23 protein-coding genes, 1 tRNA gene and 1 pseudogene are annotated in these 26,239 nt (G+C 68.3%); 10 read left to right on the top strand and 15 right to left on the bottom strand.

The window, feature by feature from the left end; all coding sequences use genetic code 11:
* The first annotated feature begins 1 nt into the window (after position 1).
* The 7 genes from BLR05_RS10350 (at position 2) to BLR05_RS10320 (ending at position 7,898) form a co-directional block, all read left to right on the top strand.
* Entirely contained in the window at positions 2-928 is a 927-nt protein-coding gene (locus tag BLR05_RS10350; protein WP_092834345.1) for an alpha/beta fold hydrolase, read from the top strand.
* A 118-nt stretch (positions 929-1,046) separates the two neighbouring features.
* A protein-coding gene (prfB, locus tag BLR05_RS10345; protein WP_107204751.1) for a peptide chain release factor 2 occupies positions 1,047-2,151 on the top strand; the annotation gives its coding sequence in 2 pieces (ribosomal slippage) (positions 1,047-1,127 and positions 1,129-2,151; 1,104 coding nt in all).
* 7 nt (positions 2,152-2,158) lie between these two features.
* Positions 2,159-3,388 carry an AAA family ATPase gene (locus tag BLR05_RS10340; RefSeq protein WP_092834343.1) on the top strand — a complete coding sequence of 410 codons (1,230 nt, stop codon included), beginning with the start codon at positions 2,159-2,161 and terminating at the stop codon, positions 3,386-3,388.
* Positions 3,385-3,978 (top strand): DUF4276 family protein, encoded by a 594-nt coding sequence (locus tag BLR05_RS10335; RefSeq protein WP_092834342.1) that lies wholly within the window; start codon positions 3,385-3,387, stop codon positions 3,976-3,978. The genes BLR05_RS10340 and BLR05_RS10335 overlap by 4 nt, the downstream gene beginning before the upstream one ends.
* A gap of 60 nt (positions 3,979-4,038) precedes the next feature.
* On the top strand, positions 4,039-6,750 hold the full coding sequence (gene pepN / locus BLR05_RS10330; RefSeq protein WP_092834340.1) for an aminopeptidase N: 2,712 nt from the start codon (positions 4,039-4,041) through the stop codon (positions 6,748-6,750).
* A gap of 53 nt (positions 6,751-6,803) precedes the next feature.
* Entirely contained in the window at positions 6,804-7,811 is a 1,008-nt protein-coding gene (locus BLR05_RS10325; protein ID WP_092834338.1) for a class 1 fructose-bisphosphatase, read from the top strand.
* Positions 7,812-7,822: 11 nt separating this feature from the next.
* A tRNA-Thr gene (locus BLR05_RS10320) sits at positions 7,823-7,898 on the top strand.
* A gap of 38 nt (positions 7,899-7,936) precedes the next feature.
* Here BLR05_RS10320 and BLR05_RS10315 read toward each other — a convergent pair.
* On the bottom strand, positions 7,937-8,851 hold the full coding sequence (locus tag BLR05_RS10315) for a LysR family transcriptional regulator (protein WP_092834336.1): 915 nt from the start codon (positions 8,849-8,851) through the stop codon (positions 7,937-7,939).
* A 111-nt stretch (positions 8,852-8,962) separates the two neighbouring features.
* Between BLR05_RS10315 and BLR05_RS10310 the strand changes: the two are divergent.
* The 3 genes and pseudogenes from BLR05_RS10310 (at position 8,963) to BLR05_RS10300 (ending at position 12,821) form a co-directional block, all read left to right on the top strand.
* Positions 8,963-10,679 (top strand): annotated as a pseudogene (locus tag BLR05_RS10310) (acyl-CoA dehydrogenase family protein).
* On the top strand, positions 10,631-11,620 hold the full coding sequence (locus BLR05_RS10305) for a Bug family tripartite tricarboxylate transporter substrate binding protein (RefSeq protein ID WP_092834334.1): 990 nt from the start codon (positions 10,631-10,633) through the stop codon (positions 11,618-11,620). The pseudogene BLR05_RS10310 and the gene BLR05_RS10305 overlap by 49 nt, the downstream one beginning before the upstream one ends.
* A 70-nt stretch (positions 11,621-11,690) precedes the next feature.
* On the top strand, positions 11,691-12,821 hold the full coding sequence (locus tag BLR05_RS10300) for a CaiB/BaiF CoA transferase family protein (RefSeq protein WP_092834332.1): 1,131 nt from the start codon (positions 11,691-11,693) through the stop codon (positions 12,819-12,821).
* A gap of 21 nt (positions 12,822-12,842) precedes the next feature.
* Here BLR05_RS10300 and BLR05_RS10295 read toward each other — a convergent pair whose 3' ends face one another.
* From BLR05_RS10295 to pyrH, 14 genes are all read right to left on the bottom strand, one after another.
* Positions 12,843-13,631, bottom strand: a complete 789-nt coding sequence (locus BLR05_RS10295; protein ID WP_092834330.1) for a TrmH family RNA methyltransferase — start codon at positions 13,629-13,631, stop codon at positions 12,843-12,845.
* On the bottom strand, positions 13,628-14,353 hold the full coding sequence (gene rnhB, locus BLR05_RS10290) for a ribonuclease HII (protein WP_092834328.1): 726 nt from the start codon (positions 14,351-14,353) through the stop codon (positions 13,628-13,630). The genes BLR05_RS10295 and rnhB overlap by 4 nt, the downstream gene beginning before the upstream one ends.
* The gene (lpxB, locus tag BLR05_RS10285) at positions 14,322-15,473 is read right to left on the bottom strand and encodes a lipid-A-disaccharide synthase (RefSeq protein WP_092834326.1); all 1,152 of its coding nucleotides are present in this window, start codon (positions 15,471-15,473) and stop codon (positions 14,322-14,324) included. Before lpxB ends, rnhB begins: the two co-directional genes overlap by 32 nt.
* 16 nt (positions 15,474-15,489) lie before the next feature.
* Positions 15,490-16,278 (bottom strand): acyl-ACP--UDP-N-acetylglucosamine O-acyltransferase, encoded by a 789-nt coding sequence (gene lpxA, locus BLR05_RS10280; RefSeq protein ID WP_092834324.1) that lies wholly within the window; start codon positions 16,276-16,278, stop codon positions 15,490-15,492.
* Between the two features lie 18 nt (positions 16,279-16,296).
* A complete protein-coding gene (fabZ, locus tag BLR05_RS10275) occupies positions 16,297-16,737 on the bottom strand; it encodes a 3-hydroxyacyl-ACP dehydratase FabZ (RefSeq protein WP_092834322.1) in 441 nt (146 codons plus the stop codon).
* Positions 16,734-17,735 (bottom strand): UDP-3-O-(3-hydroxymyristoyl)glucosamine N-acyltransferase, encoded by a 1,002-nt coding sequence (gene lpxD / locus BLR05_RS10270; RefSeq protein ID WP_092834320.1) that lies wholly within the window; start codon positions 17,733-17,735, stop codon positions 16,734-16,736. The genes fabZ and lpxD overlap by 4 nt, the downstream gene beginning before the upstream one ends.
* A 39-nt stretch (positions 17,736-17,774) precedes the next feature.
* Positions 17,775-18,302, bottom strand: coding sequence for an OmpH/Skp family outer membrane protein (locus BLR05_RS10265; protein ID WP_092834318.1), 528 nt, complete (start codon positions 18,300-18,302; stop codon positions 17,775-17,777).
* Positions 18,302-20,599, bottom strand: coding sequence for an outer membrane protein assembly factor BamA (gene bamA, locus BLR05_RS10260; RefSeq protein ID WP_092834316.1), 2,298 nt, complete (start codon positions 20,597-20,599; stop codon positions 18,302-18,304). Before bamA ends, BLR05_RS10265 begins: the two co-directional genes overlap by 1 nt.
* A gap of 43 nt (positions 20,600-20,642) precedes the next feature.
* Positions 20,643-22,010 carry an RIP metalloprotease RseP gene (gene rseP / locus BLR05_RS10255; protein ID WP_092834314.1) on the bottom strand — a complete coding sequence of 456 codons (1,368 nt, stop codon included), beginning with the start codon at positions 22,008-22,010 and terminating at the stop codon, positions 20,643-20,645.
* A gap of 33 nt (positions 22,011-22,043) precedes the next feature.
* Positions 22,044-23,222 (bottom strand): 1-deoxy-D-xylulose-5-phosphate reductoisomerase, encoded by a 1,179-nt coding sequence (gene ispC / locus BLR05_RS10250; protein ID WP_092834312.1) that lies wholly within the window; start codon positions 23,220-23,222, stop codon positions 22,044-22,046.
* The gene (locus tag BLR05_RS10245; protein ID WP_092834461.1) at positions 23,219-24,073 is read right to left on the bottom strand and encodes a phosphatidate cytidylyltransferase; all 855 of its coding nucleotides are present in this window, start codon (positions 24,071-24,073) and stop codon (positions 23,219-23,221) included. Before BLR05_RS10245 ends, ispC begins: the two co-directional genes overlap by 4 nt.
* A gap of 11 nt (positions 24,074-24,084) precedes the next feature.
* Entirely contained in the window at positions 24,085-24,819 is a 735-nt protein-coding gene (gene uppS / locus BLR05_RS10240; protein WP_377777748.1) for a polyprenyl diphosphate synthase, read from the bottom strand.
* A gap of 34 nt (positions 24,820-24,853) precedes the next feature.
* Positions 24,854-25,414 carry a ribosome recycling factor gene (gene frr, locus BLR05_RS10235; RefSeq protein WP_092834308.1) on the bottom strand — a complete coding sequence of 187 codons (561 nt, stop codon included), beginning with the start codon at positions 25,412-25,414 and terminating at the stop codon, positions 24,854-24,856.
* A gap of 70 nt (positions 25,415-25,484) precedes the next feature.
* Entirely contained in the window at positions 25,485-26,207 is a 723-nt protein-coding gene (gene pyrH, locus BLR05_RS10230) for a UMP kinase (RefSeq protein WP_019700064.1), read from the bottom strand.
* Positions 26,208-26,239: the final 32 nt, after the last annotated feature.

Raw genomic sequence — 26,239 nt, 5'->3', positions numbered from 1 at the left:
CATGTACCAGCCCCTCCGAACCTCGCGCAGCGAACGGTTGCCCATCCGCACCCTCCAGTACCACGTCCGGCTGTGGGAGGTCGCCGATACCGCCGCGACGGCGCCTCCGCTGGTGATGGTGCACGGCTGGATGGACGTGGGCGCGTCCTACCAGTTCGTGGTCGATGCCTTCGGCGCGGAATTCGCGGGCGCGCGGCGCATCATCGCTCCCGACTGGCGCGGCTTCGGGCACAGCATGCCGCCCGGACGCTGCGACCACTACGCCTTCGCCGACTACCTCGCCGACCTGGACCGGCTGCTGGACCACTACGCGCCCGACGGCCCGGTGGACCTCGTCGGCCACAGCATGGGCGGCAACGTGGCGATGGCCTATGCCGGCGTGCGGCCCGGGCGCATCCGGCGCCTGGTCAACCTGGAGGGCTTCGGCCTGCCCGCCACCGGGCCCGCGCAGGCGCCCGCGCGCTACGCCCAGTGGCTGGACGAGTTGCGCACGCTGGAGGCCGGAGGCATGGAGCTCAAACGCTATGAGAGCGCGGAAGCCGTCGCGGGCCGCCTCATGAAAACCAACCCGCGTCTCGGCCGCGACCAGGCCGAATGGCTGGCGCGCGAGTGGGCGGAGCCGGACGGTGCGGGAGGGTGGCGCATCCTGGGCGATGCCGCCCACAAGGTCGTCAACCCCCTGCTCTACCGCGTGGAGGAAGCGCTGGCCCTGTACGCCGGCATCTCCGCCCCCGTGCTGGCGGTGGAAGCCAGCGGAGACAGCATGGGCCAGTGGTGGAAGGGCCGCTATTCGCTCGAGGAGTACCACCAGCGGCTGGCGCACGTGCGCGAGTGCCGCACCGCGGTGGTGCAGGACGCCGGCCACATGCTGCACCACGACCAGCCGGCCATGGTGGCGCGGCTGATCGAGGACTTCCTGCAGGCCTGATGCCCTGCCCTGCCCCGCGGGGCGAGGCGCGGGGGTCCGAAGGGACATTGGAGGCCCGGCCCCGCGCCCATGAGAAAATCGCCGGTTACACCAACGCACCGCAAGACAGGACAGCACCATGGACGCAGAACGCATCAACCTCATCGGCACCACCCTCGAAGACCTCTCGCAGCGCACGCAAGAGTTACGGAGGTATCTTTGACTTCGATGCCAAGTTCGAACGCCTGAGAACCGTCAACGCATCGCTCGAAGACCCTTCTGTCTGGAACGATCCGAAGAAGGCCCAGGAGCTGGGCAAGGAACAGAAGTCCCTCTCCGCCGTGGTCGTCACGCTCGACAAGCTCACGCGCGAGCTGGCAGACAACGCCGAGCTCTATGAGATGAGCAAGGAAGAAGGCGACGAGGCCGGCCTGATCACCATCGAGGCCGAGACCGGCAAGCTGCGTCCGCTCATCGAGGAGCTGGAGTTCCGCCGCATGTTCAGCAACGAGGCCGATCCGCTGAACTGCTTCGTCGACATCCAGGCCGGCGCCGGCGGCACCGAGGCCTGCGACTGGGCGGGCATGCTGCTGCGCCAGTACCTCAAGTACGCCGAGCGCAAGGGCTTCAAGGCCACGGTGGAAGACGAGACCCCGGGCGACGTGGCCGGCATCAAGAGCGCCACCATCAAGATCGAGGGCGAGTACGCCTACGGCCTGCTGCGCACCGAGACCGGCGTGCACCGCCTCGTGCGCAAGAGCCCGTTCGATTCGTCCGGCGGCCGCCACACGAGCTTCGCCTCGCTGTTCGTCTATCCCGAGATCGACGACTCGATCGAGATCAACATCAACCCGGCCGACGTGCGCACCGACACCTTCCGCGCATCAGGCGCGGGCGGCCAGCACATCAACAAGACCGATTCGGCCGTGCGCCTCACGCACATCCCGACCGGCATCGTCGTGCAGTGCCAGGATGGCCGCAGCCAGCACAGCAACCGTGATGTCGCCTGGCAGCGCTTGCGATCGCGGCTGTACGACTTCGAGATGCGCAAGCGCATGGAAGAGCAGCAGAAGCTGGAAGACACGAAAACCGACGTGGGCTGGGGCCACCAGATCCGCAGCTACGTGCTCGACAACAGCCGCATCAAGGACCTGCGCACCAATATCGAAGTCTCCGCCACCCAGAAGGTGCTGGATGGCGACCTCGACGTGTTCATCGAAGCCTCCCTCAAGCAGGGCGTGTGAGGGCACCATGAAGTTGACGCGCGTGGACGCACGCCATTGTTTCAGTCTGGAAGACGTGGACTTAGACCTGTCTCCTGGCGTGACGGTGCTCGTGGGCCCCAACGCGACGGGCAAGACCAACTTCGTGCGCACGCTGGAGTTCCTGCGCGATGCCGTGCGCGACGGATTGGACCATGCTGTCGCAGCGCGCGGCGGCATTGGTCGCCTGCGACAGCACAGCGGAGAAGCGGACATACCCGGTTTGGTGGAAATCGGTATCCATGCCACGCAGTCTTTCAGGAAGTATGCGAATCAGCCTGCTCACTATGTGCTGAAAATCGACAGCGCCGCCGATGGCAACTACCGCGTGGCCAGCGAGGATGCAAACTACCACCACGAAGAACTCGTTCCGCGGGACGGGCGGCAGCAAGGATGGGCCTGGGAAGTGTTCGAATTCGGTTTCACTCGGGACGGAACAGGGCAGATCCTGAGGAAGAACATCTCCCCCAACACACCCTTCACTATCGAAGATCCGCAGCGCCTGGCGCTAGGCGCCCTGCTGGGAGAGACCAGGATGTTCGGATTCGATGAATTAGGAAAGCCGCTGGAGCGTCACATCCTGCGCTGGAGATTTTCCTCGCTCTATCCCAACATCCTGCGGCAAGTCACTACCCTACACGCAGACACGAGCCTGCGCGAAGACGGCAGCAACTGGGTGTCCGTCATTCGCTCCGCGCAACGCACGGAAGAAGGCCGCCAGATGCTGGAGCGCATCTACGAGATGATGCGCGTCGTGCTGCCCGACTTCATGGACGTGGCGGTCACGCCCGTGGGCAGCTACCTCATCCCCTTTTTCCGCTTCGGCCAGGAAGGGCAGGCGCAGAGGCAGTTCGACCCCGCCCAGCTTTCCGACGGCACGCTACGCATCCTGGGCATCCTGCTCACGCTCTATCAGACCCCGACGCCGTCGCTCATCGTGATCGAAGAGCCCGAGCAGACCGTCCACCCCGCAGTTCTTTCGATGCTGGCCGAAGCCTTCAAGGAAGTGGCGGAGGTGACGCAGGTCATCGTCACCACACACAGCCCTCAACTCATCGAGCATTTCGAGCCGGCTGATATCCGCATCGTCACCATGCAGGACGGTGTCACGCACATCGCCCCCATCAAGGCGTCGCAGCGCGAGGCCGTGCAGCGCGGCCTCATGACGCTGGGCGAATTCATGGCGGCCGAAGGCCTTCAACCGGAAGAGGCCCCATGACCACGACCCGCCAGAGGCTGCTGGCCATCGTGGAAGGGGAAGGCGACGAGCGCGCGGTGCCCGTATTGCTGCGACGTATCCTCGAACACCATGGACGCTATGACGTCCAGGTACTGAAGCCCCAGCGCCGCGGTGAACTGCCCAAGGTCAAGGCGAACTTCGATCGTTTTTTTGAAGCAGCCATTCTGGAAGATGCGGCCGTGCTGTGCGTTCTGGATTTCGATTGCGAGTGGTGCATCGATGTCGAGCATGAAGAGCGGAGCCTAAAGACCATGGCGCATAGCATCCGAGCTGATCATCCTTTCGAGGCCTGTTTTATCGTAAAAGAATTCGAATCGCTGTTCCTCTGCGATGAGGCGACCACACGCTTGGCCCTGCCAGCCATCTCGTCTGAGGCCTCCTTCCCGACCGACCCGGAGGGTGTAAGAGACGCCAAAGGCTGGCTGTCCGCCGCCCAGCCCAAGGGCATGGCCTACAAACCCACAACGCATCAGGCAAAAATTGCGTCACAGTTGAACCTGACGCACCTCGCGCAACATTCGCCGAGCTTCCAGCGCCTCGACCGCGCAGTCCTGAACCTCGTCCAATGACCCCCATTTCCCCCATGCCCGCCGTGAGACGGCTCGTGCCCAACCTGGAGATTACGCCCCATGCGTGAAGGACAACCCGCCACGGCCATCCACCGTGCCGACTACACCGCCCCCGCGTTCTGGATCGACAGCGTGGACCTCACGTTCGACCTGGACCCCGCCAAGACCCGCGTGCTCAGCCGCCTGCGCGTGCGCCGCAATGCCGACGTGCCGCCGGCCCCCCTGCGCCTGGACGGCCAGGAGCTGAACCTCGCGCGGGTGCTGGTCAACGGGGCGGGCACGTCCTTCAAGCTCGAAGGCGGCCAGCTCGTGCTGGAGAACCTCCCTGAAGGCCACGAGCCGTTCGACCTGGAGATCTTCACCACCTGCGCGCCCGTGAAGAACACCCAGCTCTCGGGCCTCTACGTGAGCCAGGGCACGTTCTTCACGCAGTGCGAGGCCGAGGGCTTCCGCCGCATCACCTACTTCCTCGACCGCCCCGACGTGATGGCGAGCTACACCGTCACGCTGCGGGCCGACAAGGCCGAGTACCCGGTGCTGCTGTCCAACGGCAACCTGGTGGACCAGGGCGGGCTGGACGATGGCCGGCACTTCGCCAAGTGGGTCGATCCGCACAAGAAGCCCTGCTACCTGTTCGCGCTGGTGGCGGGCAAGCTGGTGGCACGCGAGCAGCGCATCCGCGCACGCTCCGGCAATGACCACCTGCTGCAGATCTTCGTGCGCCCGGGCGACCTGGAGAAGACCGAGCACGCGATGAATTCGCTCATGGCCAGCATCGCCTGGGACGAGGCGCGCTTCGGCCTGTCGCTCGACCTCGAGCGCTTCATGATCGTCGCCACCAGCGACTTCAACATGGGCGCGATGGAGAACAAGGGCCTGAACATCTTCAACACGAAGTACGTGCTGGCGAGCCAGGCCACGGCCACCGACGCCGATTTCGCGAACATCGAATCGGTGGTGGGCCACGAGTATTTCCACAACTGGACCGGCAACCGCGTCACCTGCCGCGACTGGTTCCAGCTGTCGCTCAAGGAAGGCCTCACGGTCTTCCGCGACCAGGAATTCAGCCAGGACCTCTCGGGCAGCCTCTCGGCGCGCGCCGTCAAGCGCATCGAGGACGTGCGCGTGCTGCGCACCGTGCAGTTCCCCGAGGATGCCGGCCCGATGGCACACCCCGTGCGCCCGGACAGCTACGTCGAGATCAACAACTTCTACACCGTCACCATCTACGAGAAGGGTGCCGAGGTCGTGCGCATGATGCACACGCTGGTCGGCCGCGACGGTTTCGCCGCGGGCATGAAGCTCTACTTCGAGCGCCACGACGGCCAGGCCGTGACCTGCGACGATTTCGCGCAGGCCATCGCCGACGCCAACCCGGACAGCGAGCTGGCCCGCCTGCTGCCGCAGTTCAAGCGCTGGTACGCACAGGCCGGCACGCCGCGCGTGCGTGCCCGCGCCGCCTACGACGCCGGCGCACGCACCTACACGCTCACGCTGGAGCAGAGCATCGCGCCCACGCCCGGCCAGCCGGTGAAGGAACCGATGGTGATCCCCGTGGCGCTGGGACTGCTGGGCGCCGACGGTGGCGCCCTGCCCCTGCAGCTCGAAGGCGAGGCCTATGCAGGCGCCCCGGACCGCACCGTGGTGCTCACCGAGCCGGCCCATACCTACACGTTCGTGAACGTGCCGTCGGAGCCGGTGCCGTCGCTGCTGCGCGGCTTCAGCGCCCCGGTGCTACTGGACATCGAGGCCACCGACGCGCAGCTGCTCGCGCTGCTCGCCCACGACACCGATCCGTTCAACCGCTGGGAGGCCGGCCAGCGCCTGGCGCTGCGCATCGCCATCCAGGCCATCGGCGACACGTCGCTGGATGTACCCGCCGATGGCGTGCTGCAGCGTGAACTGCTGCCGGCGAGCTTCGTCGCTGCGATGCGCGACGTGCTGCGCCATCCCGCGCTGGACGCCGCCTTCAAGGAACTGGTGCTCGCCCTGCCCTCCGAAGGCTACATCGCCGAGCAGCTCGACGTGGTCGATCCGCAGCGCGTGCACGCCGTGCGCGAGGCCATGCGCCAGCAGCTCGCCGCGGCCCTGCAGCCCGACTGGGAATGGACCTGGGAGCAGCACCACGACACCGGCGGCTACCAGCCGGATGCCACGTCTTCCGGCCGCCGCGCGCTGGCCGGCATGGCGCTGTCGATGATGTGCCTCGCAGCGCGCCGCACGGGCGACACCGTCTGGCCTGGCCGGGCCTACCAGCGCTTCAAGGACGCGGGCAACATGACCGATCGCTTCAACGCGCTGGCCGCCCTGGTGGCCAGCGGCCAGCCGCTCGCTGTGCAGGCCCTGGCGCGCTTCCATGCGATGTTCAAGGACGAGGCGCTGGTGCTGGACAAGTGGTTCGCGCTGCAGGCCGGCGCGCCGGACCGCGGCGGCGACGTGCTGCCCGCCGTGAAGGAGCTGATGAAGCACCCGGACTTCAGCCTCAAGAACCCGAACCGCGCACGCAGCCTGATCTTCAGCTACTGCAACGCCAACCCGGGGGCCTTCCACCGCCAGGATGCCGCGGGCTACGCCTTCTGGGCGGACCGCGTGATCGAGCTCGACACGCTGAACCCGCAGGTGGCCGCCCACCTCGCGCGCGCCCTCGACCGCTGGAGCAAGCTCGCCGAGCCCTACCGGACGGCCGCGCGCGACGCCATCGCCCGCGTGGCGGCGAAGCCCGACCTGTCCAACGACGTGCGCGAGGTGGTCGGCCGCGCGCTCGCCGACTGATCCGGCAGGCCGGACGCTCCTTTCGAAAAAAACAACCGAGAGACCCACCGAACATGGCACAACGCATCAGCCTCACCCGCTACCTCGTCGAGCAGCAGCGCGTCGATGGCCTCATCCCCTCGCAGCTGCGCCTGCTGCTGGAGGTGGTGGCCCGCGCCTGCAAGCACATCAGCCACGCCGTGAACAAGGGCGCCCTCGGCGGCGTGCTGGGCTCGGCATCCAGCGAGAACGTGCAGGGCGAAATCCAGAAGAAGCTGGACATCATCGCCAACGAAGTGCTCATCGAGGCCAACGAATGGGGCGGCCACCTGGCCGCCATGGCGTCGGAAGAGATGGACAGCATCTACGTGGTGCCCAACCGCTACCCGCAGGGCGAGTACCTGCTGCTGTTCGATCCGCTGGACGGCTCCTCCAACATCGACGTGAACGTGAGCATCGGCACCATCTTCAGCGTGCTGAAGAAGCCCGAGGGCCATCCCGGCGTCACCACCGAGGACTTCCTGCAGGCCGGCTCCAGCCAGGTGGCCGCCGGCTACTGCATCTACGGCCCGCAGACCACGCTGGTGCTCACCGTGGGCGACGGCGTGGCGATGTTCACGCTCGACCGCGAGCAGGGTTCGTTCGTGCTGGTGGAAGAGAACGTGAAGATTCCCGCCGATACCAGGGAATTCGCGATCAACATGAGCAACATGCGCCACTGGGACGCCCCGGTGAAGCGCTACATCGACGAATGCCTGGCCGGGACGGAAGGCCCGCGCGAGAAGGACTTCAACATGCGCTGGATCGCCAGCATGGTGGCGGACGTGCACCGCATCCTCACGCGCGGCGGCATCTTCCTGTATCCCTGGGACAAGCGCGAACCGAACAAGCCGGGCAAGCTGCGCCTGTTGTACGAGGCCAACCCGATGTCCTGGCTGATCGAGCAGGCCGGCGGCGCCGCGACCAATGGCAGGGAGCGCATCCTCGACATCGCGCCGAAGCAGCTGCACGAACGCGTCAGCGTGATCCTCGGATCAAAAAATGAAGTGGAACGCGTGACGCGCTACCATTCCGGTATATAATTCAATTCTTCGCCGGTGTAGCTCAGTCGGTAGAGCAGCTCATTCGTAATGAGAAGGTCGGGTGTTCGATTCATCTCTCCGGCACCAAACAAAAAACCCCTGATTCGCAAGAGTCAGGGGTTTTTTCATGGGGTGCGCCCTCGGCGCTCCCGGCGCCCACCGGAACCTGCGGCCACGAGGATCGCCATCAGATCGCCGACCAACGGATTTTCCGGCGCCGCGGGCCATACGGCGTAGGCCTCGGATTGCGCCACGGCCGGGCCCACCGGCCGGAACACCGCCCCCGGCAGGCGCGAATGCTCCATGGCCTGCGGCACCAGGGCGACGCCGAGGCCTTGCGAGACCAGCGAGACCACCGCCAGCCAGTGCCGCACCTCGTGCCCGATTTCCGGCTGGAAACCGGCGCTCGCGCAGATCGACAGGATGCGGGCATGGTAGTCGGGCGAGACCGCCCGCGCGAACAGCACGAAAGGCTCGCCAGCGAGATCGCGCAGATCGATGGCCTTTCTGCGCGCCAGGCGGTGCCCCGCCGGCAGGCAGCACAGGAAGGGCTCCGTCACGAGCAGACGGTGCTGCAGCGTCGCCGGCATGCGGCTCGTATGGACGAACCCCAGGTCCAGCCGGTCGTGCAGCAACTCGCCGATCTGTTCACCGGAGTTCAATTCCTGCAGCGAAACGCGCACCCCCGGATGGCGCTGCTGGAAAACGCCCAGCGCCTGCGGCAGTCCACGGTACAGCATGGCACCCACGAAGCCGATGCGCAGCCGGCCTGCGAGCCCGCCCGCCACGTCGCGCGCCTCGGATAACGCCTCCTCCGCTTGCGCCAGCACCCGCCGCGCAGATGCCTTGAGGGCCCGGCCGGCGGGAGTCAGGCGCACCTCCTTGGGGGTCCGTTCGAAGAGTTGCGCCCCGACGTGCTCCTCCAGTTGCCGGATGGCCACCGAAAGGGGCGGCTGGGACATGTTCAGGCGGACCGCGGCGCGCCCGAAATGCAGTTCGTCCGCGAGGACCACGAAATAGCGCAGGTGCCTCAGTTCCATGGCGGTTCCATGACGGTAGCGATAGGAGTTTCGAATGGTGCAAGACCCAATCGATATTAGACACGAATAGCCAGTCGCCCAAGAATAGTGAATCGACAAGGAGACATCACGATGCCGCAGCCCTTCCCGGCGGCCCATTCCCATCCGGTTCCGGATGGCCACGGCCGCAATCTGTTCGACACCGACACCGAGCTGCAGTCCCTGCTGGCGCTCTATCTGCCGGACGCGCTCTACGCGCACATGCGGCCGCACTTCGAGCGGCTGGGCAGTCTTGCGGGGGGCCTGCTGGACGACCTGGCCGGCACGGCCGACCGGAGCCCGCCGGTGCTCGAGCACCGCACGCGCACCGGCCTCGACGTGCAGCGCATCGTCAAGCACCCGGCCTACGTCGAGATGGAACGGCTGGCGCTCAGCGAATTCGGCCTGGGCGCCATGTCCCACCGCGAGGAAACACTGGGCTGGCGGGGCCCCATGCCGGCGCTGGTCAAATACACCCTGACCTATCTCTTCGTGCAGGCCGAGTTCGGCCTGTGCTGCCCTGTCTCGATGACCGATTCGCTGACGCGCACACTGCGCAAGTTCGGCAGCCCGGATCTGGTCGCCCGCTATCTGCCCACCCTCACGTCGCTGGATTTCGGCGAACTGGCCCAGGGTGCCATGTTCATGACCGAACAGGCCGCCGGCTCCGACATCGCCGCCACCGCCGCGCGCGCCACGCCGGCCGGCGACGGCAGCTGGCGCCTGAGCGGCGACAAGTGGTTCTGCTCCAACCCCGACGCCGGGTTCGCGATGGTGCTGGCCCGCATCGACGGCGCACCCGACGGGTTGAAGGGGGTGTCGCTCTTCCTGCTGCCGCGCCGGCTGGACGACGGCAGCCTCAACCACTACCGCATCGTGCGGTTGAAAGACAAGCTGGGCACGCGCTCCATGGCCAGCGGCGAGATCCAGCTCGCAGGCGCGGTGGCCTACCTCGTGGGCGAGGAAGGCCGCGGCTTCGTGCAGATGGCCGACATGGTGAACAACTCGCGACTGTCCAACGGCGTGCGAGCCGCCGGGCTGATGCGGCGGGCGGTGTCCGAGGCGGAATTCGTCGCCTCCGGGCGCCGTGCGTTCGGCCGTGCGCTGCAGGACATGCCGCTCATGCGACGCCAGCTCGACAAGCTTCGCGTGCCGGCGGAGCAGGCCCGGACCATGGTGTTCCAGACTGCACGGGCGCTCGCGCGCTCGGACGCCGGAGAGAAGGATGCCTATGCATTGCTGCGCATCCTCACGCCGCTCATCAAGTTCCGCGCCTGCCGCGACGCACGCAAGGTGACCGGCGACGCGATGGAAGTGCGCGGCGGCTGCGGCTACATCGAGGAGTTCAGCGACGCGCGCCTGGTGCGCGACGCGCACCTGGGCTCGATCTGGGAAGGCACGAGCAACATCGTCGCGCTGGATGTGCTGCGCGCCATCCGCCGCGAAGGCTCGCTGCCCGTGCTGTCCGCCCACAACGCCGCGCTGCTGGAGGACGCCGCCCTGCCCCCCGGCCTTCGCCACCGCACTGCGCCACAGCTTCGACCGGGCCTGCGCGCTGGCCGAGACCGCGCTGCAGGAGGGCGGCGGCGAGGTGCTGGCCCGCCAGGCCGCGTCCGCGCTCTACCACTGCACCAGCGCCATCGCCATGGCCTGGGAGGCCGGCAGGACCGGTTCGGCTGCGCGGATGCACTGGGCACGGATGGCGCTGTGGCATCGCGTGCTGCCGCGCGATCCGCTGCGGCCCGACGTGCCGCCAGCCGAATGGCAGGACCGCCGCGGCGCGACACGGGAGGCCGCCGCCACGGCCTGAGCCGCCCGCCACTACAGACACAACGGAGACAAAGCAAGATGAAGAAACGTACCCTGATGTCCGCCGCCTGCGCCCTGCTGGCGGCTCCCCTCCTGGCGTCCGCGGGGGCTGCGGACGCCTTCCCGGCCAAGCCGGTCACCCTGGTGATCCCCTACCCGCCGGGCGGACCGACCGATGCCATGGCGCGCACCCTGGCCGCGGAGATCAAGGACCGTATCGGGCAGCCGATGATCGTGGAGAACCGCGCGGGGGCCAACGGCAACATCGGCGCAGAGCACGTGGCGCGGGCGGATGCCGACGGCTACACGCTCATGTTCGGCACCTCCGGCCCCCTTGCCATCAATGCGAGCCTCTACGCCAGGATAGGTTACGACCCGGTCAAGAGCTATGCGCCGGTGATCCGGGTGGGCTACCTGCCCAACGTGCTGGTGGTGCATCCCGGCGTGCCGGCGCAGAGCGTGCAGGAGCTCGTTGCGTACGGCCGGGCCCATCCGGGCAAGCTGGCGTACGCCTCCTCGGGCAGTGGTGCATCGTCGCACCTGGCGGGGGTGCTGTTCAACTCCGTGGCGGGGACCGACTTCCTGCACATCCCCTACAAGGGCACCGGCCCCGCGCTCAATGACCTGCTGGGGGGGCAGGTCGCCATGAGCTTCACCGACGTGCTGACCGCCCAGCCCTACGTCAAGGCCGGCAGGCTGCGCGCGCTCGGGGTGACGACCTCCAGGCGCTCCCAGGCCCTGCCCGATGTGCCCACGGTGGCCGAGCAGGGCTATCCGGGCTACGACGTCAGCGTGTTCTTCGGCGTGGTGGCCCCCGCGGGTACGCCGGCCGACCGCATCGCCATCCTCAACAAGGCATTCGCCGAAGCGCTCTCCACCGCCAAGGTCAGGACGCTGTTCGCCTCGCAGGGGCTGGAAGCCGCTGCCGATACCCGCCCCTAGGCGCTGGGGCGCTTCATCGCCGACGAGACGGCCAAGTGGGCGCAGGTGATCCAGCAATCGGGAGTCCGCCTTGACTGATACGACGGCAGGCACTGGCGCACTGGCCGGCATCCGGGTGCTCGATCTCTCGCGCATACTTGGCGGGCCGTACTGCGGCCAGATTCTGGGCGACCACGGTGCCGACGTGCTCAAGGTGGAGCCGCCAGAGGGCGACGACACGCGCACCTGGGGCCCGCCGTTCCGCGATGGCGTGGCGTCGTACTACATGGGGCTGAACCGCAACAAACGGGTGCAGCACCTCGACCTGTCCAGCGAGGAGGGCCGGGCCCGCCTGCTGGAACTGGCGGCGCAGGCCGACGTGCTCGTGGAGAACTTCAAGTCCGGCACCATGGAGCGCTGGGGCATCGGCTATGGCGAGTTGTCGCGGCGTTTTCCGCGGCTGGTGTGGTGCCGCGTGAGCGGCTTCGGCAGCGATGGCCCGCTGGGCGGCCTGCCGGGCTACGACGCGGCGGTTCAGGCCATGGCCGGCATCATGAGCGTCAACGGCGAGCGGGGCGGCGACGCACTGCGCGTCGGCCTGCCCGTGGTGGACATGGTGACGGGGCTGCATGCCGTCATCGGCGTACTGCTCGCCCTGCAGGAGCGCCAGCGCAGCGGCCGGGGCCAGCTCGTCGAGGTGGCGCTCTACGACAGCGGCATCTCACTGCTGCATCCGCATGCGGCGAACTGGTTCATGGATGGACGCGTACCGGGCCGTACCGGCAATGCCCATTCCAACATCTATCCGTACGATACGCTGCGCACCGCCAGCGAGCCGGTCTTCGTCACGGTGGGCAATGACCGCCAGTTCGCAGCCTTCTGCCGCTGCATAGGCCTTCCGGGGCTGGCGGACGATCCGCGTTTTGCACGGGCGGGTGACCGATCGCGCCATCGGTCGGAACTGAAACCTCTGCTGGAGGACGCGACGCAGACATGGCAGGCCGCCACGCTGGTCGAACGGCTGATGGCCGCCGGCGTGCCGGCGGCGCCGGTGCTCCAAGTAGACGCGGCGCTGGAGCATCCGCACACCGTGCACCGGAAGATGGTGGTCGAGATGGAGTCCGGTTACCGGGGCCTGGGAAGCCCGGTGGCGCTGAGCCGCACGCCGGCGACCTACCGGCATCCACCGCTCACGGCAGGAGAAACTTTCCTTCCCCCTTGATGCATGACGGCAGGCAGCCGATCAACCGTGCCCCGCGGAATCCGCGTGCGCCGCGCTGGCGTGCAGGCAGATGGCCGCCGCCGCCCCCACGTTGAGCGATTCCTCGCCGCCCGGCTGCGCGATCCGGATCAGGTGCGTGGCACGCTGCTGCAGCGCCTCGGACACGCCCTGCCCTTCGTGGCCCAGGATCCAGCCGCAGGGCCAGGGCAGGCGCGCGCGGTGCAGCAAGTCGCCGCTGTGCGAGCTCGTGGCCAGCAGCGGCAGGGCCAGCGCGTCGATGTCATCCACCGCCAGCCCCTCCACCAGGTGCAGGGCGAAATGCGCGCCCATGCCCGCCCGCAGTACCTTGGGGCTCCAGAGGCCGGCCGTGCCTTTCAGCGCCGCGACCTGCCGGAAACCGAACGCCGAGGCGCTGCGCAGGATGGATCCCACGTTTCCGGCGTCCTGCAGCCGGTCCAGCACCACCGTCGGCAGGCCGGATTGCAGCACCGGCGCCTCGGGCGCAGGCACCACGAAGCCCATGCGCGCAGGCGACTCCAGGCCGCTCACGTCGGCCCAGAGCGCATCGGCCAGCACCACGTTGCGCGCTGCGACGCTTCCCCACTCGTGCTCCCACGCCGGCCAGGCGGATTCGGCATAGACGCCGATCGCCGGCTGCACGCCGCGCTCCAGCGCGGCACGGCAGAGATGGTCGCCCTCGAGCCAGACACGGCCCTGCCGGCGGTAGGCGCCGCTGTCCTGCGCCAGCCGGCGCAGGTCCTTCACGAACGCGTTGTCGCGCGACTGGATGAAGGTCGGCCCGCCGGTCATGCGTGCAGTCCTTCCGCGGACCGGGGCGCCAAGGGGCGCACGGACACGGCGGTTTCCACGGTGGCCAGGGTGGCACCCGCCGTGGCCTTCAAGATCACGGTGCGCTGCACCGCCGCCGCCACCGGCGCGAAGGACCGGCGGTGTTCCGGGCATGCGCCGTGGGCCTGCAGGGCCGCCATGTGCTCCGCAGTGCCGTAGCCCTTGTGCGAGGCGAAGCCATAGTGCGGATAGGCCTCGTGCAGCTGCGCGCACCAGCGGTCGCGCGTGACCTTGGCCAGGATGGACGCGGCGGAGATGGCCTGCACCAGCGCATCGCCCTTGACGATGGCCTCGGCGGGTACATCCAGCGGCGGCAGGCGGTTGCCATCCACGAGAACGCGCACCGGCTTGAGCCGCAGCCCGGCCACGGCGCGGCGCATCGCCAGCATGGTGGCCTGCAGGATGTTCAGCGTATCGATCTCCTCCACCGTGGCCTCGGCGACGCTGCAGCACAGCGCCTTGGCGCGGATCTCGTCGAACAGCGCCTCGCGGCGCGCGGCGGTGAGGGTCTTGGAGTCCGCCAGGCCTTCGATGGGCTGCAGTTCGTCCAGGATCACGGCCGCGGCCACCACGGGCCCGGCCAGCGGCCCGCGGCCCGCCTCGTCCACGCCCGCGACGAGTCCTGGCGGGTGCCATGGCAGATGGGCCTGCTCAACGCGCGGCAAGGATTTTCTGGATCGCATCGGCGGCCAATCTCGGGGTATCGCGGCGCAGTTCCTCGTGCAGCGCGGTGAAGCGCCGCGCCAGCGCGTCGCGCCGGGCGGCTGGCGCATCCAGCCATTGCCGCACGGCGGCAGCCAGGGCCTGAGGCGTGGCCGCGTCCTGCAGCAGTTCAGGCACCACGAAGTCGCCGCACAGGATGTTGGGCAGTCCCACCCAGGGCTGCAACTGCTTGCGGCGCATCAGGCGCCAGCTGACGGGGTGCATGTGGTATGCGACGACCATTGGCCGCTTGAACAATGCGGCCTCGAGCGTCGCGGTTCCGCTGGCGATCAGCGTGCAGTCGCAGGCGGCCAGCACCGTGTGGGACTGGCCGGCCGTGATCTGCAGCGCATCGCGCATGCCGCACTCGGCGGCGATCTGCTCGATGCGCGCGCGCAGCGCCGGCACCGCGGGCACCACCATCTTCAGGCCGGGCCGTGCCTGCCGCAGCAGCGCCGCCGCCTGGAAGAACGGCCGGGCAATGTAGGCGACTTCCGCGGAGCGGCTGCCGGGCAGGATGGCCAGCACCTCGTCGTCCGCGCCCAGGCCCAGCTGTGCGCGGGCCGCGAGGCGGTCGGGCTCCATCGGAATGACCTGCGCCAGCGGATGGCCCACGTAGGTGGCATCGATGCCGTGGCGGGCCAGCAGTTCAGGCTCGAAGGGGAAGATGCACAGCACATGGTCCGCGCTGCGGCGGATCTTGTGGACGCGCTCCGCACGCCAGGCCCAGATGGAGGGGCAGACGAAATGCACGGTCCTGATGCCCGCGGCGCGCAGGTCGGCCTCCAGGCCCAGGTTGAAATCCGGGGCATCGACGCCGATGAACAGGCCGGGCCGCTCCGCCAGCAGGTGCCGGCGCAGTTGCTGTCGGATGCGCACGATGCCCCACAGGCGGCGCACCAGTTCGACGCTGTAGCCGTGCACCGCGAGGCGCTCGCTCGGCCACAGGGACCGGAAGCCCCGGCGTTCCATCTGCGGCCCGCCGATGCCCTGCGCGGACACCGCCGGCCACTGCGCCTGCAGGCCATCCAGGAGCAGGCCGGCGAGCAGGTCGCCGGACGTCTCGCCGGCCACCATCGCGATGCGCGGGGCGTCTTGCATGGCTGCGCACTTCCCTTCAGCGTGCAATACCGCGCGTCGAGGAGGCGATGAAATCGCGCAGCAGGGCGATGTCGACCGCGGCCTCGGGGTGCTCGGCCGCAAGCGCCTCGAGCGCCTTCACGGCCGCCTCCAGGGTCAGCCCCTGGCGGTACAGCAGGCGATGCATCTGCTTGACCGCGGCGAGGCGGTCCGCGGAGAAGCCGCGGCGCCTCAGGCCGACGATGTTGAAGCCGCGCACGCCCATCGGATTGCCATCGACCAGCATGAAGGGGGGCACGTCCTGCGATACCGCCGACGCGAAACCCACCATGGCATGCGCGCCGATCTTCACGAACTGGTGGATGCCCACCAGTCCCCCGATGGTCACCCAGTCGCCCAGCTCCACGTGGCCGGCCAGCGTGGTGTTGTTCGAGAGCGTGGTGTGGTTGCCCACCAGGCAGTCGTGGGCGATGTGGCAGTACGCCATGATCCAGTTGTCGTCGCCCACGCGCGTGACGCCGCCCGCGCCCGGCACGCCGAGGTTGAACGTGCAGAATTCGCGGATCGTGTTGCGGTCGCCGATCTCCAGGCAGGTGTCTTCCCCGGCGTACTTCTTGTCCTGGGGAACCGCGCCGAGCGAGGCGAACTGGAAGATCCGGTTGTCACGCCCGATCGTCGTGCGGCCCTCGATGACGCAGTGCGGCCCGACACTCGTCCCGGCCCCGATGCACACCTTGGGCCCGATGACCGCATAGGGGCCGACGGTGACCGAGCTGTCCAGCTCGGCGCCCGGATCGACGATGGCCGTGGGATGGATGCTGCTCATGTCCCGTGCCCCGGCCCGTCAGGCGACGGTCCGCATGGTGCACATGATCTCGGCTTCGCAGGCGATGCTGTCGCCCACGCGCGCCACGCCGCCGAACTTGTAGATGCCGCCCTTGATGCGGTCGAGCTTCACGTCCAGGATGAGCTGGTCGCCCGGCTCCACGGGCCGCTTGAAGCGCGCGCCGTCGATGCCGACGAAGTAGAACACCTTGTCGTCGCCGGGGGCCTCGCCCATCATGTCGAAGGACAGCAGGCCCGCCGCCTGCGCGAGCGCCTCGAGCATCAGCACGCCCGGCATCACCGGACGGCTGGGGAAATGCCCGGTGAAGAACGGCTCGTTGATCGTGACGTTCTTGATCGCCTGGATGCGCTGGCCCCTTTCGAGTTCGACGACGCGGTCCACCAGCAGGAAGGGATAGCGGTGCGGCAGGAGCTTGAGGATTTGGTGGATGTCCATCATTGGATGTGTGCGGTGGGACCGTCTTTTCGTATCTGTTCTTCGAGGGCCATGATGCGCGCGCGCAGCCCGTGGAGCTGGCGCAGCGTGGCCGCGTTCTTTTCCCACTTCGAATTTTCGTCGAAGGGAAACATGCCGGAGTAGAGCCCGGGCCGCAGGACGGACCGCGTGATGGCCGTGCCGGGAGACACCTGCACGCCGTCGGCGATCTCCAGGTGCCCCAGGATCATCGCCGCGCCGCCGATCATGCAGTGCGCGCCGATGCGCGTGCTGCCGGACACGCCCGTGCAGCCGGCCACGGCCGTGTGCCGCCCGATGTGCACGTTGTGGCCGATCTGCACGAGGTTGTCGAGCTTGACGCCATCCTCGATGACGGTGTCGTCGAGCGCGCCGCGGTCGATGCAGGTGTTGGCGCCGATCTCCACGTCGTTGCCGATGCGCACCGCGCCCAGCTGCTCGATCTTGGTCCACGCCCCGCCCTCGGAGGCGAAGCCGAAGCCGTCCGCCCCGATCACCACGCCCGGATGCACGAGGCAGCGCTCGCCGATGCGGCAGCCTTCGGCCACGGTGACGCGCGAGGTCAGCACCGTGCCCGCGCCGATGTGCACGCCGGCCCCGACCACGCACAGCGGGCCGATACTCGCCGACGGATCGATGGCGGCCTCCGGGTCCACCACGGCGGACGGATGCACGCCGGCGGCGGGTGCGCGGCCATGCAGGCGCTTCCACAACTGGGTGGCGCGAGCGAAGTACGCGTACGGGTCGTCTGTGACGATGCATGCGCCACGCGCCAGCGCGGCATCGCGCAATGCGGGAGCCACAATGACACAGGCCGCCCGGGAGGCGGCCAGTTGTTGCCGATAGCGCGGATTGCTCAGGAAGGCCAGGTCGCCCGGTTCCGCCGAGTCCAGCGGGGCGATGCGAAGGATCTCGACGCTGCCGTCGCCTCCTTCGATCGTTCCGCCGAGCGCCTCAACAATCTGTCCGAGGCGCACGCTCACGCGGGAAGCCCCGGGAGCGCCGCGCCACGGCGGCCGAGATCACTTCGCACCGGTGCCTGCCGTTGCGTTGAGCGCCTTGATCACCTTGTCGGTGATGTCGTGCTTGGGGTTGATGTAGACGGCTTCCTGCAGGATGACGTCGTACTTCTCGGCCTCGGCCACCTGCTTGACGGCCTTGTTGGCACGCTCCAGCACCTGGCCCAGCTCTTCGTTCTTGCGCGCGGCCAGGTCGTCCTGGAACTCGCGGCGCTTGCGCTGGAAGTCGCGGTCCTGGTCGGCCAGCTGGCGCTGGCGGGCCGTGCGCTGGCTCTCGGCCATGGTGGGGGCCTCGCGCTCGAACTTCTCGGTGGCGGCCTTGAGCGCACTGCCCTGGTCCACGAGGTCCTTCTCGCGCTTGGCGAACTCCTGTTCCAGCTTGGCCTGTGCGGCCTTGGCCGTGCTGGCTTCACGGAAGATGCGGTCGGTATTCACGAAACCGGCCTTGAACTCCTGTGCCTGCGCAGGCACGGCTGCGCCGAGCGCGCCGAGCAGAAGGACCAGGGGAATATGGCGGGAAAGGGATTTCATTAGAAAGACGTTCCGATCTGGAATTGCAATTTCTGGATTTTATCGCCGGCGAACTTGCGCACCGGTTGCGCGAAAGCGAGGCGAAGCGGACCGAGCGGGGAAATCCAGCTCAGGCCCAGGCCCGCAGAGACACGCATGTCGCTGAAGGAAACCTTCTCGTCTTCGCCGTAAACGTTGCCGGCGTCCACGAACGTGAACACGCGCAGCGTACGGTCGTTGCCCGCGCCGGGGAACGGCGCGATGAATTCCGCATTGAGCGTGACCTTCTTCGGGCCGCCCAGGGAGGCGCCGGTGACATCGCGCGGGCCCAGGGTGCCCTGGTCGAAGCCGCGCACCGAGCCGAGGCCGCCGGAGTAGAAGTTCTTGAACACCGGGAACGGACGGCCGTTCAGGCCCTTGCCCCAGCCCAGTTCGGAGTTGAACGCCAGGGTGAATTTCTTGTTCAGCGGCACGTACTGCTGGAACTGGTAGTTCGCCCGCACGTAGCGCGCGTCGCCCGCCACCGACCAGTCGGAATTCAGGCGCTGGTAGCGGCCCGAATTCGGCGCCAGGGCGCTGTCGCGGTCGTCGCGCGACCAGCCCACCGTCAGGGGGATGGCCGTGCTGCTGGTGCCGTACGTGTTGGCGTAGGCGAGGTAGGCCGCGGGGATGTTCGTGCCCAGCTTGATGCGCGTGTTCTCCAGACCGCCGCCGAAGAACACGGTGTCGGTCTCGCTGAACGGGATGCCGAAGCGCACGCTCGTGCCGGCGGTGATGAGCTGGTAGTTGCCGCCCTGGTCCTCGTAAGGCTTGTCGGTGCGGTAGTAGAAGTCCAGCGTGCGGGAGATGCCGTCCGGGGTGAAGTACGGGTTGGTGGTGCTGAGCACCAGCGTGCGGCGGTACTTGCTGGTGTTCACGTCCACGCCCAGGTAGTTGCCCGAGCCGAACACGTTCTCCTGCTTGATGCTGAACGACAGCGACACCTTCTCGGCGCTGGAGAAGCCCGCGCCCAGCTGCAGGGAGCCGGTGGGCTTCTCGGCCACGTTCACCACGAGATCGACCTGGTCGGGGGAGCCCGAGACCTCCTGCGTCTCGACGTTCACCTCGGTGAAGTAGCCCAGGCGGTCCACCCGGTCGCGCGACAGCTTGATCTTGTCGCCGTCGTACCAGGAGGCCTCGTACTGGCGGAACTCGCGGCGGATGACTTCGTCGCGGGTGCGGTTGTTGCCGCTCACCACGATGCGTCGCACGTAGGCGCGGCGCGAGGGTTCGGCGCGCAGCACGAGGGCCACGCGGTTGTTCTCGCGGTCGATCTCGGGCACGGCCTCCACGCGGGCGAAGGCGAAGCCGAAGTTGCCGAAGTGGTCGGTGAAGGCCTTGGTGGTCTCGGTGACCTTGTCGGCGTTGTAGGGCTCGCCGGGCTGGATGGTGATGAGGGACTTGAACTCGTCGTCGCGGTCCAGGTAGTTGCCCTCCAGCTTCACGCCGGAGACCACGTAGCGCTGGCCTTCGGTGATGTTGATCGTGATGCTGATGTCCTGCTTGTCCGGCGATACCGCGACCTGCGTGGAGTCGATGCGGAACTCGAGGTAGCCGCGCGCGAGGTAGTAGGAGCGCAGCGTTTCCAGGTCGGCGTTGAGCTTGGTGCGGGAATAGCGGTCGGACTTGGTGTACCAGCTCAGCCAGCCGCCGGTGTCCTGGTCGAACAGGCCCTTGAGCGTGGATTCGCTGAAGGCCTGCGCGCCATTGATGTGGATGTCCTTGATCTTGGCCGGCTCGCCCTCGGTCACCGTGAAGGTGAGGTTGACGCGGTTGCGCTCGATGGGCGTCACCGTGGTCACCACCTCGGCGCCGTACAGGCTCTTGTTGATGTACTGGCGCTTGAGCTCCTGCTCGGCCCGGTCGGTCAGGGCCTTGTCGTAGGGCCGCCCTTCGGTCAGGCCCACGTCCCGCATGGCCTTCTTGAGGGTGTCCTTGTCGAACTCCTTGGTGCCGGCGAAATCGACGTCGGCGATGGTCGGACGCTCCTCCACGACCACCACGAGCACGTTGCCGCTGGCCTCCAGGCGCACGTCCTTGAACAGGCCCAGCGCGAAGAGGGAGCGGATGGCGGCCGCGCCCTTCTCGTCGTTGTAGTCGTCACCCACGCGCAGCGGCATGGAGGCGAACACCGTGCCCGGCTCCACGCGCTGAAGGCCTTCCACTCGGATGTCCTGGACCTTGAAGGGTTCAAGGGCCCAGGCAGCCTGCGCGACGAAGACCATGGCGGCGACGGCGCATGCCGTACGCACGCCCAGGCGGTTGATGTGTTTTTTCATGAGTGAACTGGTGCCGACATGGCGGATTCATGCGGCGGTAGGTTTAGCCAAAAAGCCGGGTGACGTCGTTGAAGAGGGCGATGGACATCATCACGAGGAGCAATGCGACGCCGCCCCTCTGCAATCGCTCCATCCAGGCGTCGGACACGCCCCTGCCGGTCACGCCTTCCCAAAGATAATACATCAGGTGGCCCCCATCGAGGACCGGCAGCGGCAGCAGGTTCAGCACCCCGAGGCTCACGCTGATGAGGGCCAGGAACACGAGATACTGGGTGAATCCGAGGCTGGCCGAACGGCCCGCGTAATCGGCGATGGTGAGCGGGCCGCTCAGGTTCTTGAGCGAGGCTTCGCCGATCACCATGCGGCCCATCATGCGCAGCGTGAGTGCGGAGACTTCCCAGGTGCGCGTCACGCCGTTCCAGAGGCCTTCGAGCGGGCCGTGGCGCACGGTGACCATCGCAGGCTGGGCGCCCACGTAGGCGCCGATGCGGCCCGCGGGCGCCGCGCCGTCCTGGCGCACCACGTCGGGCGTCACCTGCAGATCGACCGCGCGCCCTGCCCGGTCGATGCGCCAGGTCTGCGTGGCGGCCTTGCCGTCCCGCACGGAGGCACGGATCAGTTCGCGCAACTGCTGGCCGTCCACCACGGGCGTGGCACCCACCTGCAGCACCGTGTCCCCTTCACGCAGGCCGGCACGCTGCGCGGCGCCGCCGGCAACGACCTCGCCGATGACCGGACGGGTCCACGGGCCCAGCACGCCGATCTTGCGGAACAGCTGTGCGTCGGCCTCGCGCGCATCGAAGTCGTGCAGCTCCAGCACCAGCTCGCGTTGCGGGGCACCCGGATCGGATTCGACCTGCAGCCGCACGTCCTGGCCGTCGAGGGCGCCGCGCGTGAGCGCCCAGCGCAGGTCCTCGAAGGAGCGCACCGGCTCCGACTCCTCGGCGCCGATGGCGGCACCCACCACCAGTTCTCCGCCGCGCAGCCCGGCGTCGTAGGCCACGGAGCCGGCGGCGGGGCTGGCGAGGATGGCCCGGGGCTCCTGGACGCCGATCCAGTTGACCGCGGCATACAGCGCGACGGCCAGCAGCAGGTTGGCGATGGGGCCCGCGGCCACGATGGCCGCGCGCGCGCGCAAGGGCTTGTTGTTGAAGGCGAGATGGCGCTCGGCAGGGTCCACCGGCGCCTCGCGCTCATCGAGCATGCGCACGTAGCCCCCGAGCGGGAAGGCGCCGATCACGAATTCGGTGGAGGACCCGCGCGGCTGCCAGCGCAGCAGCGGCTTGCCGAAGCCCACGGAGAAACGCAGGACCTTGACGCCGCACGCCACGGCCACGCGGTAGTGGCCGTACTCATGGACTGCGATGAGCAGGCCCAGGGCGACGACGAAGGCGACGATGGTGAGAAGCATGTGGCACTCCCGTACGGTGGAGGAACGCGGCGGTCAGGCCGCTAGCCGCTCTGCCCGGTGCCGCGCGACCGAGCGCGCCTGGGCGTCGAGGTCGAGCAATGCGCCCAGCGAGTCCGGGTTGGAGGGCGATACCGCCTCCAGAGTTGCAAGATTCAGCCGGTGGATCTGGTCGAAACGGATGCGGCGCTCCAGGAACGACGCCACCGCCACCTCGTTGGCGGCATTGAGCACCGCGGTGGTACCCGGCGCGGCACGCAGGGCCTGCCACGACAGGTGCAGCCCGGGAAAGCGCGTCGCGTCGGCCTCCTCGAAGGTCAGGGCCGCCAGGCTGCGGAAATCGAGCCGGGGCGTGCCGCTCTCGATGCGCTCGGGCCAGGCGAGGCCGCAGGCGATGGGCACGCGCATGTCGGGCGTGCCCAGCTGCGCCAGCACGGAGGCATCCTTGAACTGCACCATCGAATGGATGATCTGCTGCGGATGGATGACCACCTGAATCTGCTCGGGCGCCAGATTGAACAGCCAGCGCGCCTCGATCACTTCCAGCGCCTTGTTCATCATGGTCGCGGAATCCACCGATATCTTGCGTCCCATGGAGAAGTTGGGGTGGGCGCAGGCCTGCTCGGGCGTCACGTCGCGCAGGGTGGCAGGCTCGCGGGTGCGGAACGGGCCGCCGGACGCGGTGAGCAGGATGTGGTCCACGCGCCGCGGCCAGGAGGACGCATCCTCCGGCAGGCACTGGAAGATGGCGGAATGCTCGCTGTCGATGGGCAGCAGCGTGGCGCCGCCCTCGCGCACCGCGGACATGAAGACCTCGCCGCCCACGACCAGCGCTTCCTTGTTCGCCAGCAGCAGGCGCTTGCCCGCGCGCGCGGCGGCCAGGCACGGAGCGAGCCCGGCGGCGCCGACGATGGCCGCCATGACCACGTCCACCTCGGGATGGGCGGAGATCGCCTGCAGGGCATCGGGGGTGTCCATCACCTCGGTGGACGAGCCCTGGGCGGCCAGCGCCTCGCGCAGCGCGCGGACATGCTCCGGGCTCGCCATGACTGCGTAGCGCGGACCAAAGCGCAGGCACTGCGCAGCCATCGCGTCCACCTGCGTGGCTGCGCTCAGCGCGAAGACCTCGTAGCGGCCGGGGTGGCGTGCGACCACGTCCAGGGTGCTGGTTCCGATGGAGCCGGTGGAACCCAGGACGGTAAGGCGTTGTTTCATGGGGCAGCGAAATGGGTGAGCATCATGGCCAGGGGCAGCGTGGGCAGCAGCGCGTCCACGCGGTCGAGCACGCCGCCGTGGCCGGGCAGGAGCCGGCTGCTGTCCTTGGCGCCCGCGCTGCGCTTGACCAGGGACTCGACCAGATCGCCCACCACGCTCATGCAGGCCATGAACACGGCGCCGATGACCAGCAGCCACCAGCCCTTGGCGGCCAGCCGCGTGTAGAAGCTCGGCACCAGGGCCTGCGAGGCGGCATCGGCCGCCGCCCAGGCCAGTGCGAGCACGATCACGCCGGCCATGCCGCCCCAGACGCCCTCCCAGCTCTTGCCGGGGCTGATGGACGGCGCCAGCCTGGAGCGCGTGAAACGCAGGCCGAACGCCCGTCCGGCGAAGTAGGCGAAGATGTCCGCGACCCAGACCAGGACGAGCACGGACAGCAGGAAATTGATGCCGACGGTGCGCGCCTGCACGGCGGCCAGCCAGGCCAGCCAGAGGGCCAGCACCCCACCGGCCAGGCGCACGGGATGCGGGATGCGCGGCCAGCCCTCCACACCGTGGCGCAGCAGCCAGGCGCCGCAGAGCACCCAACCCGCCCCGGCGGCAGCCCAGAGCCAGGGCAGCGGACGCTCGGTCCAGCCGCCCGCCCAGCTGGCGGCGCAGAGCAGCACGCAGGCGGCGCCTGCCGCGAGGGACGCCGGCTGGCCCAGCCCCTGCAGCCGGCCCCACTCCCAGCCGGCGGCGGCCATGATCACCAGCACCACGGCGGCGAAGGGCACCGCCGAGCCGGCGAAAAGCGCTGGCAGCAGGATGGCCAGCAGGACAATGGCCGTGAGGATGCGCGTCACCAGCATGGGAAATTCCTTCAGGCGCACGCCGACGAGGTCGGGGAGGCCACCAGTTGCTCGGATGTCTTGCCGAAGCGGCGCTCGCGCGCCCCATAGGCTGCGATGGCCTGGTCCAGGGCCGCGCCGTCGAAATCGGGCCAGAGGCGGTCGCTGAAGTACAGCTCGGAATACGCGCACTGCCACAGCAGGAAATTGCTGATGCGCATCTCGCCGCCCGTGCGGATCACCAGGTCGGGATCCGGCACGTGGGCCAGACCCATGGCGGTGTGGAGACTGGCCTCGGTGATGGGCTCGCCGCGCGCCGCAAGCGCGGAAGCCGCCTGGGCGATGTCCCAGCGCCCACCGTAGTTGAAGCACACGTTCAGCACGAGGCGTTCGTTGTGGGCCGTGGAAGCCTCGGCCTGCGCCAGGCCGGCGCGGACCTTCTCGGACAGCGTGGATTTCTCGCCCACGAAGTGCAGGCGCACGCCATCCTTCTGCAGCTGCGGCACCTCGCGCGCGAGGGCCTTGGCCAGCAGGTCCATGAGACCGGACACCTCCTCGGCGGGACGGTTCCAGTTCTCGGAGGAAAAGGCAAACACGGTCAGCACGGACACGCCGCGCTCCACGCAGTCGCGGGCGCAGCGCTTGAGCGACTCCACCCCCTGCTTGTGGCCGGCCAGCCGCGGCAGGAACCGGCGCGTGGCCCACCGGCCATTGCCATCCATGACGATGGCGATGTGGTGGGGAATGGCTGGCGAGGCAGTGGACATGGAAGGCATCGATCGAACCCGTGCAACGGGCCGATCAGACCGCCATGATTTCCTGTTCCTTGGCGGCCACGAGCGCATCGACTTCGGCGATGTGCTTGTCGGTCACCTTCTGGATGTCGGCTTCGGCGCGCTTCTGCTCGTCCTCGGAGGCCAGCTTGTCCTTCACGAGCTTCTTGACCGATTCGTTGGCGTCGCGGCGCAGGTTGCGCACGGCCACCTTGGCGCCCTCGCCCTCGTTGCGCGCGAGCTTGGTCATCTCCTTGCGGCGCTCCTCGCTCATCGGCGGCATCGGCACGCGGATGAGGTCGCCCAGGGACGCGGGGTTCAGGCCCAGGTCGCTTTCGCGGATGGCCTTCTCGATCTTGGCCCCCATGCCTTTTTCCCACGGCTGGACGCTGATGGTGCGCGCGTCGATCAGCGACACGTTGGCGACCTGCGAGAGCGGCACCATCGAGCCGTAGTACTCGACCTGGACGGAATCGAGCAGGGCCGGATTCGCACGGCCGGTGCGGATCTTGGCCAGGTTGTTCTTGAACGCCACGATGGACTGGTCCATCTTGGCTTCGGTGTTTTTCTTGATGTCGGCAATCGTCATGTGTTCTCCTGTGCGCGCATCCGTCACCCCGGGCGGCGCCAAGCCGCCCGGGGCGCGGTGCAGTCGGGCGTCAAGCGTACACCAGCGTTCCTTCGTCCTCGCCCATCACCACGCGCTTGAGTGCACCGTGCTTCACGATCGAGAAGACCCGGATGGGCAATTTCTGGTCGCGGCAGAGCGCGAACGCGGTGGCATCCAGGATGCCGAGGTTGCGCGACATGGCCTCGTCGAAGGTGAGCTGCGCGTAGCGCGTCGCCGTCGGGTCCTTCTTGGGATCGGCGGTGTATACGCCGTCCACCTTGGTCGCCTTGAGCACCACCTCGGCACCGATCTCGGCGCCGCGCAGCGCTGCGGCAGTGTCCGTCGTGAAGAAGGGATTGCCGGTTCCCGCGGCGAACACCACGACCTTGCCCTCTTCCAGGTACTGCAGCGCCTTGGGCCGCACGTAGGGCTCCACCACCTGCTCGATGCCGATGGCCGACATCACGCGGGCGATGAGGCCCTGCTTGTCCATGGCGTCGGCCAGCGCGAGCGCGTTCATGACCGTCGCCAGCATGCCCATGTAGTCGGCGGTGGCGCGGTCCATGCCGACGGAGCCTCCGGCGACGCCGCGGAAGATGTTCCCGCCCCCGATCACCACCGCGACCTGCACGCCCATGCGCGTGACCTCGGCGATCTCCTCGACCATCCGGACGATGGTGGCGCGGTTGATGCCGAAGGAGTCGTCACCCATGAGAGCCTCTCCAGACAACTTGAGCAGAATGCGCTTGTGGGCTGGAGCGGCGAGGGTCATGGGCGTTTCTCTTCGGGTGGCGGGATCGGGGA

This window comes from Paracidovorax cattleyae (assembly GCF_900104515.1).
Taxonomy (GTDB): Bacteria; Pseudomonadota; Gammaproteobacteria; order Burkholderiales; family Burkholderiaceae_C; genus Paracidovorax; species Paracidovorax cattleyae.
The sequence above is the reverse complement of the archived record's forward strand: the minus strand, read 5'-3'. Positions and strand labels throughout refer to the sequence as shown.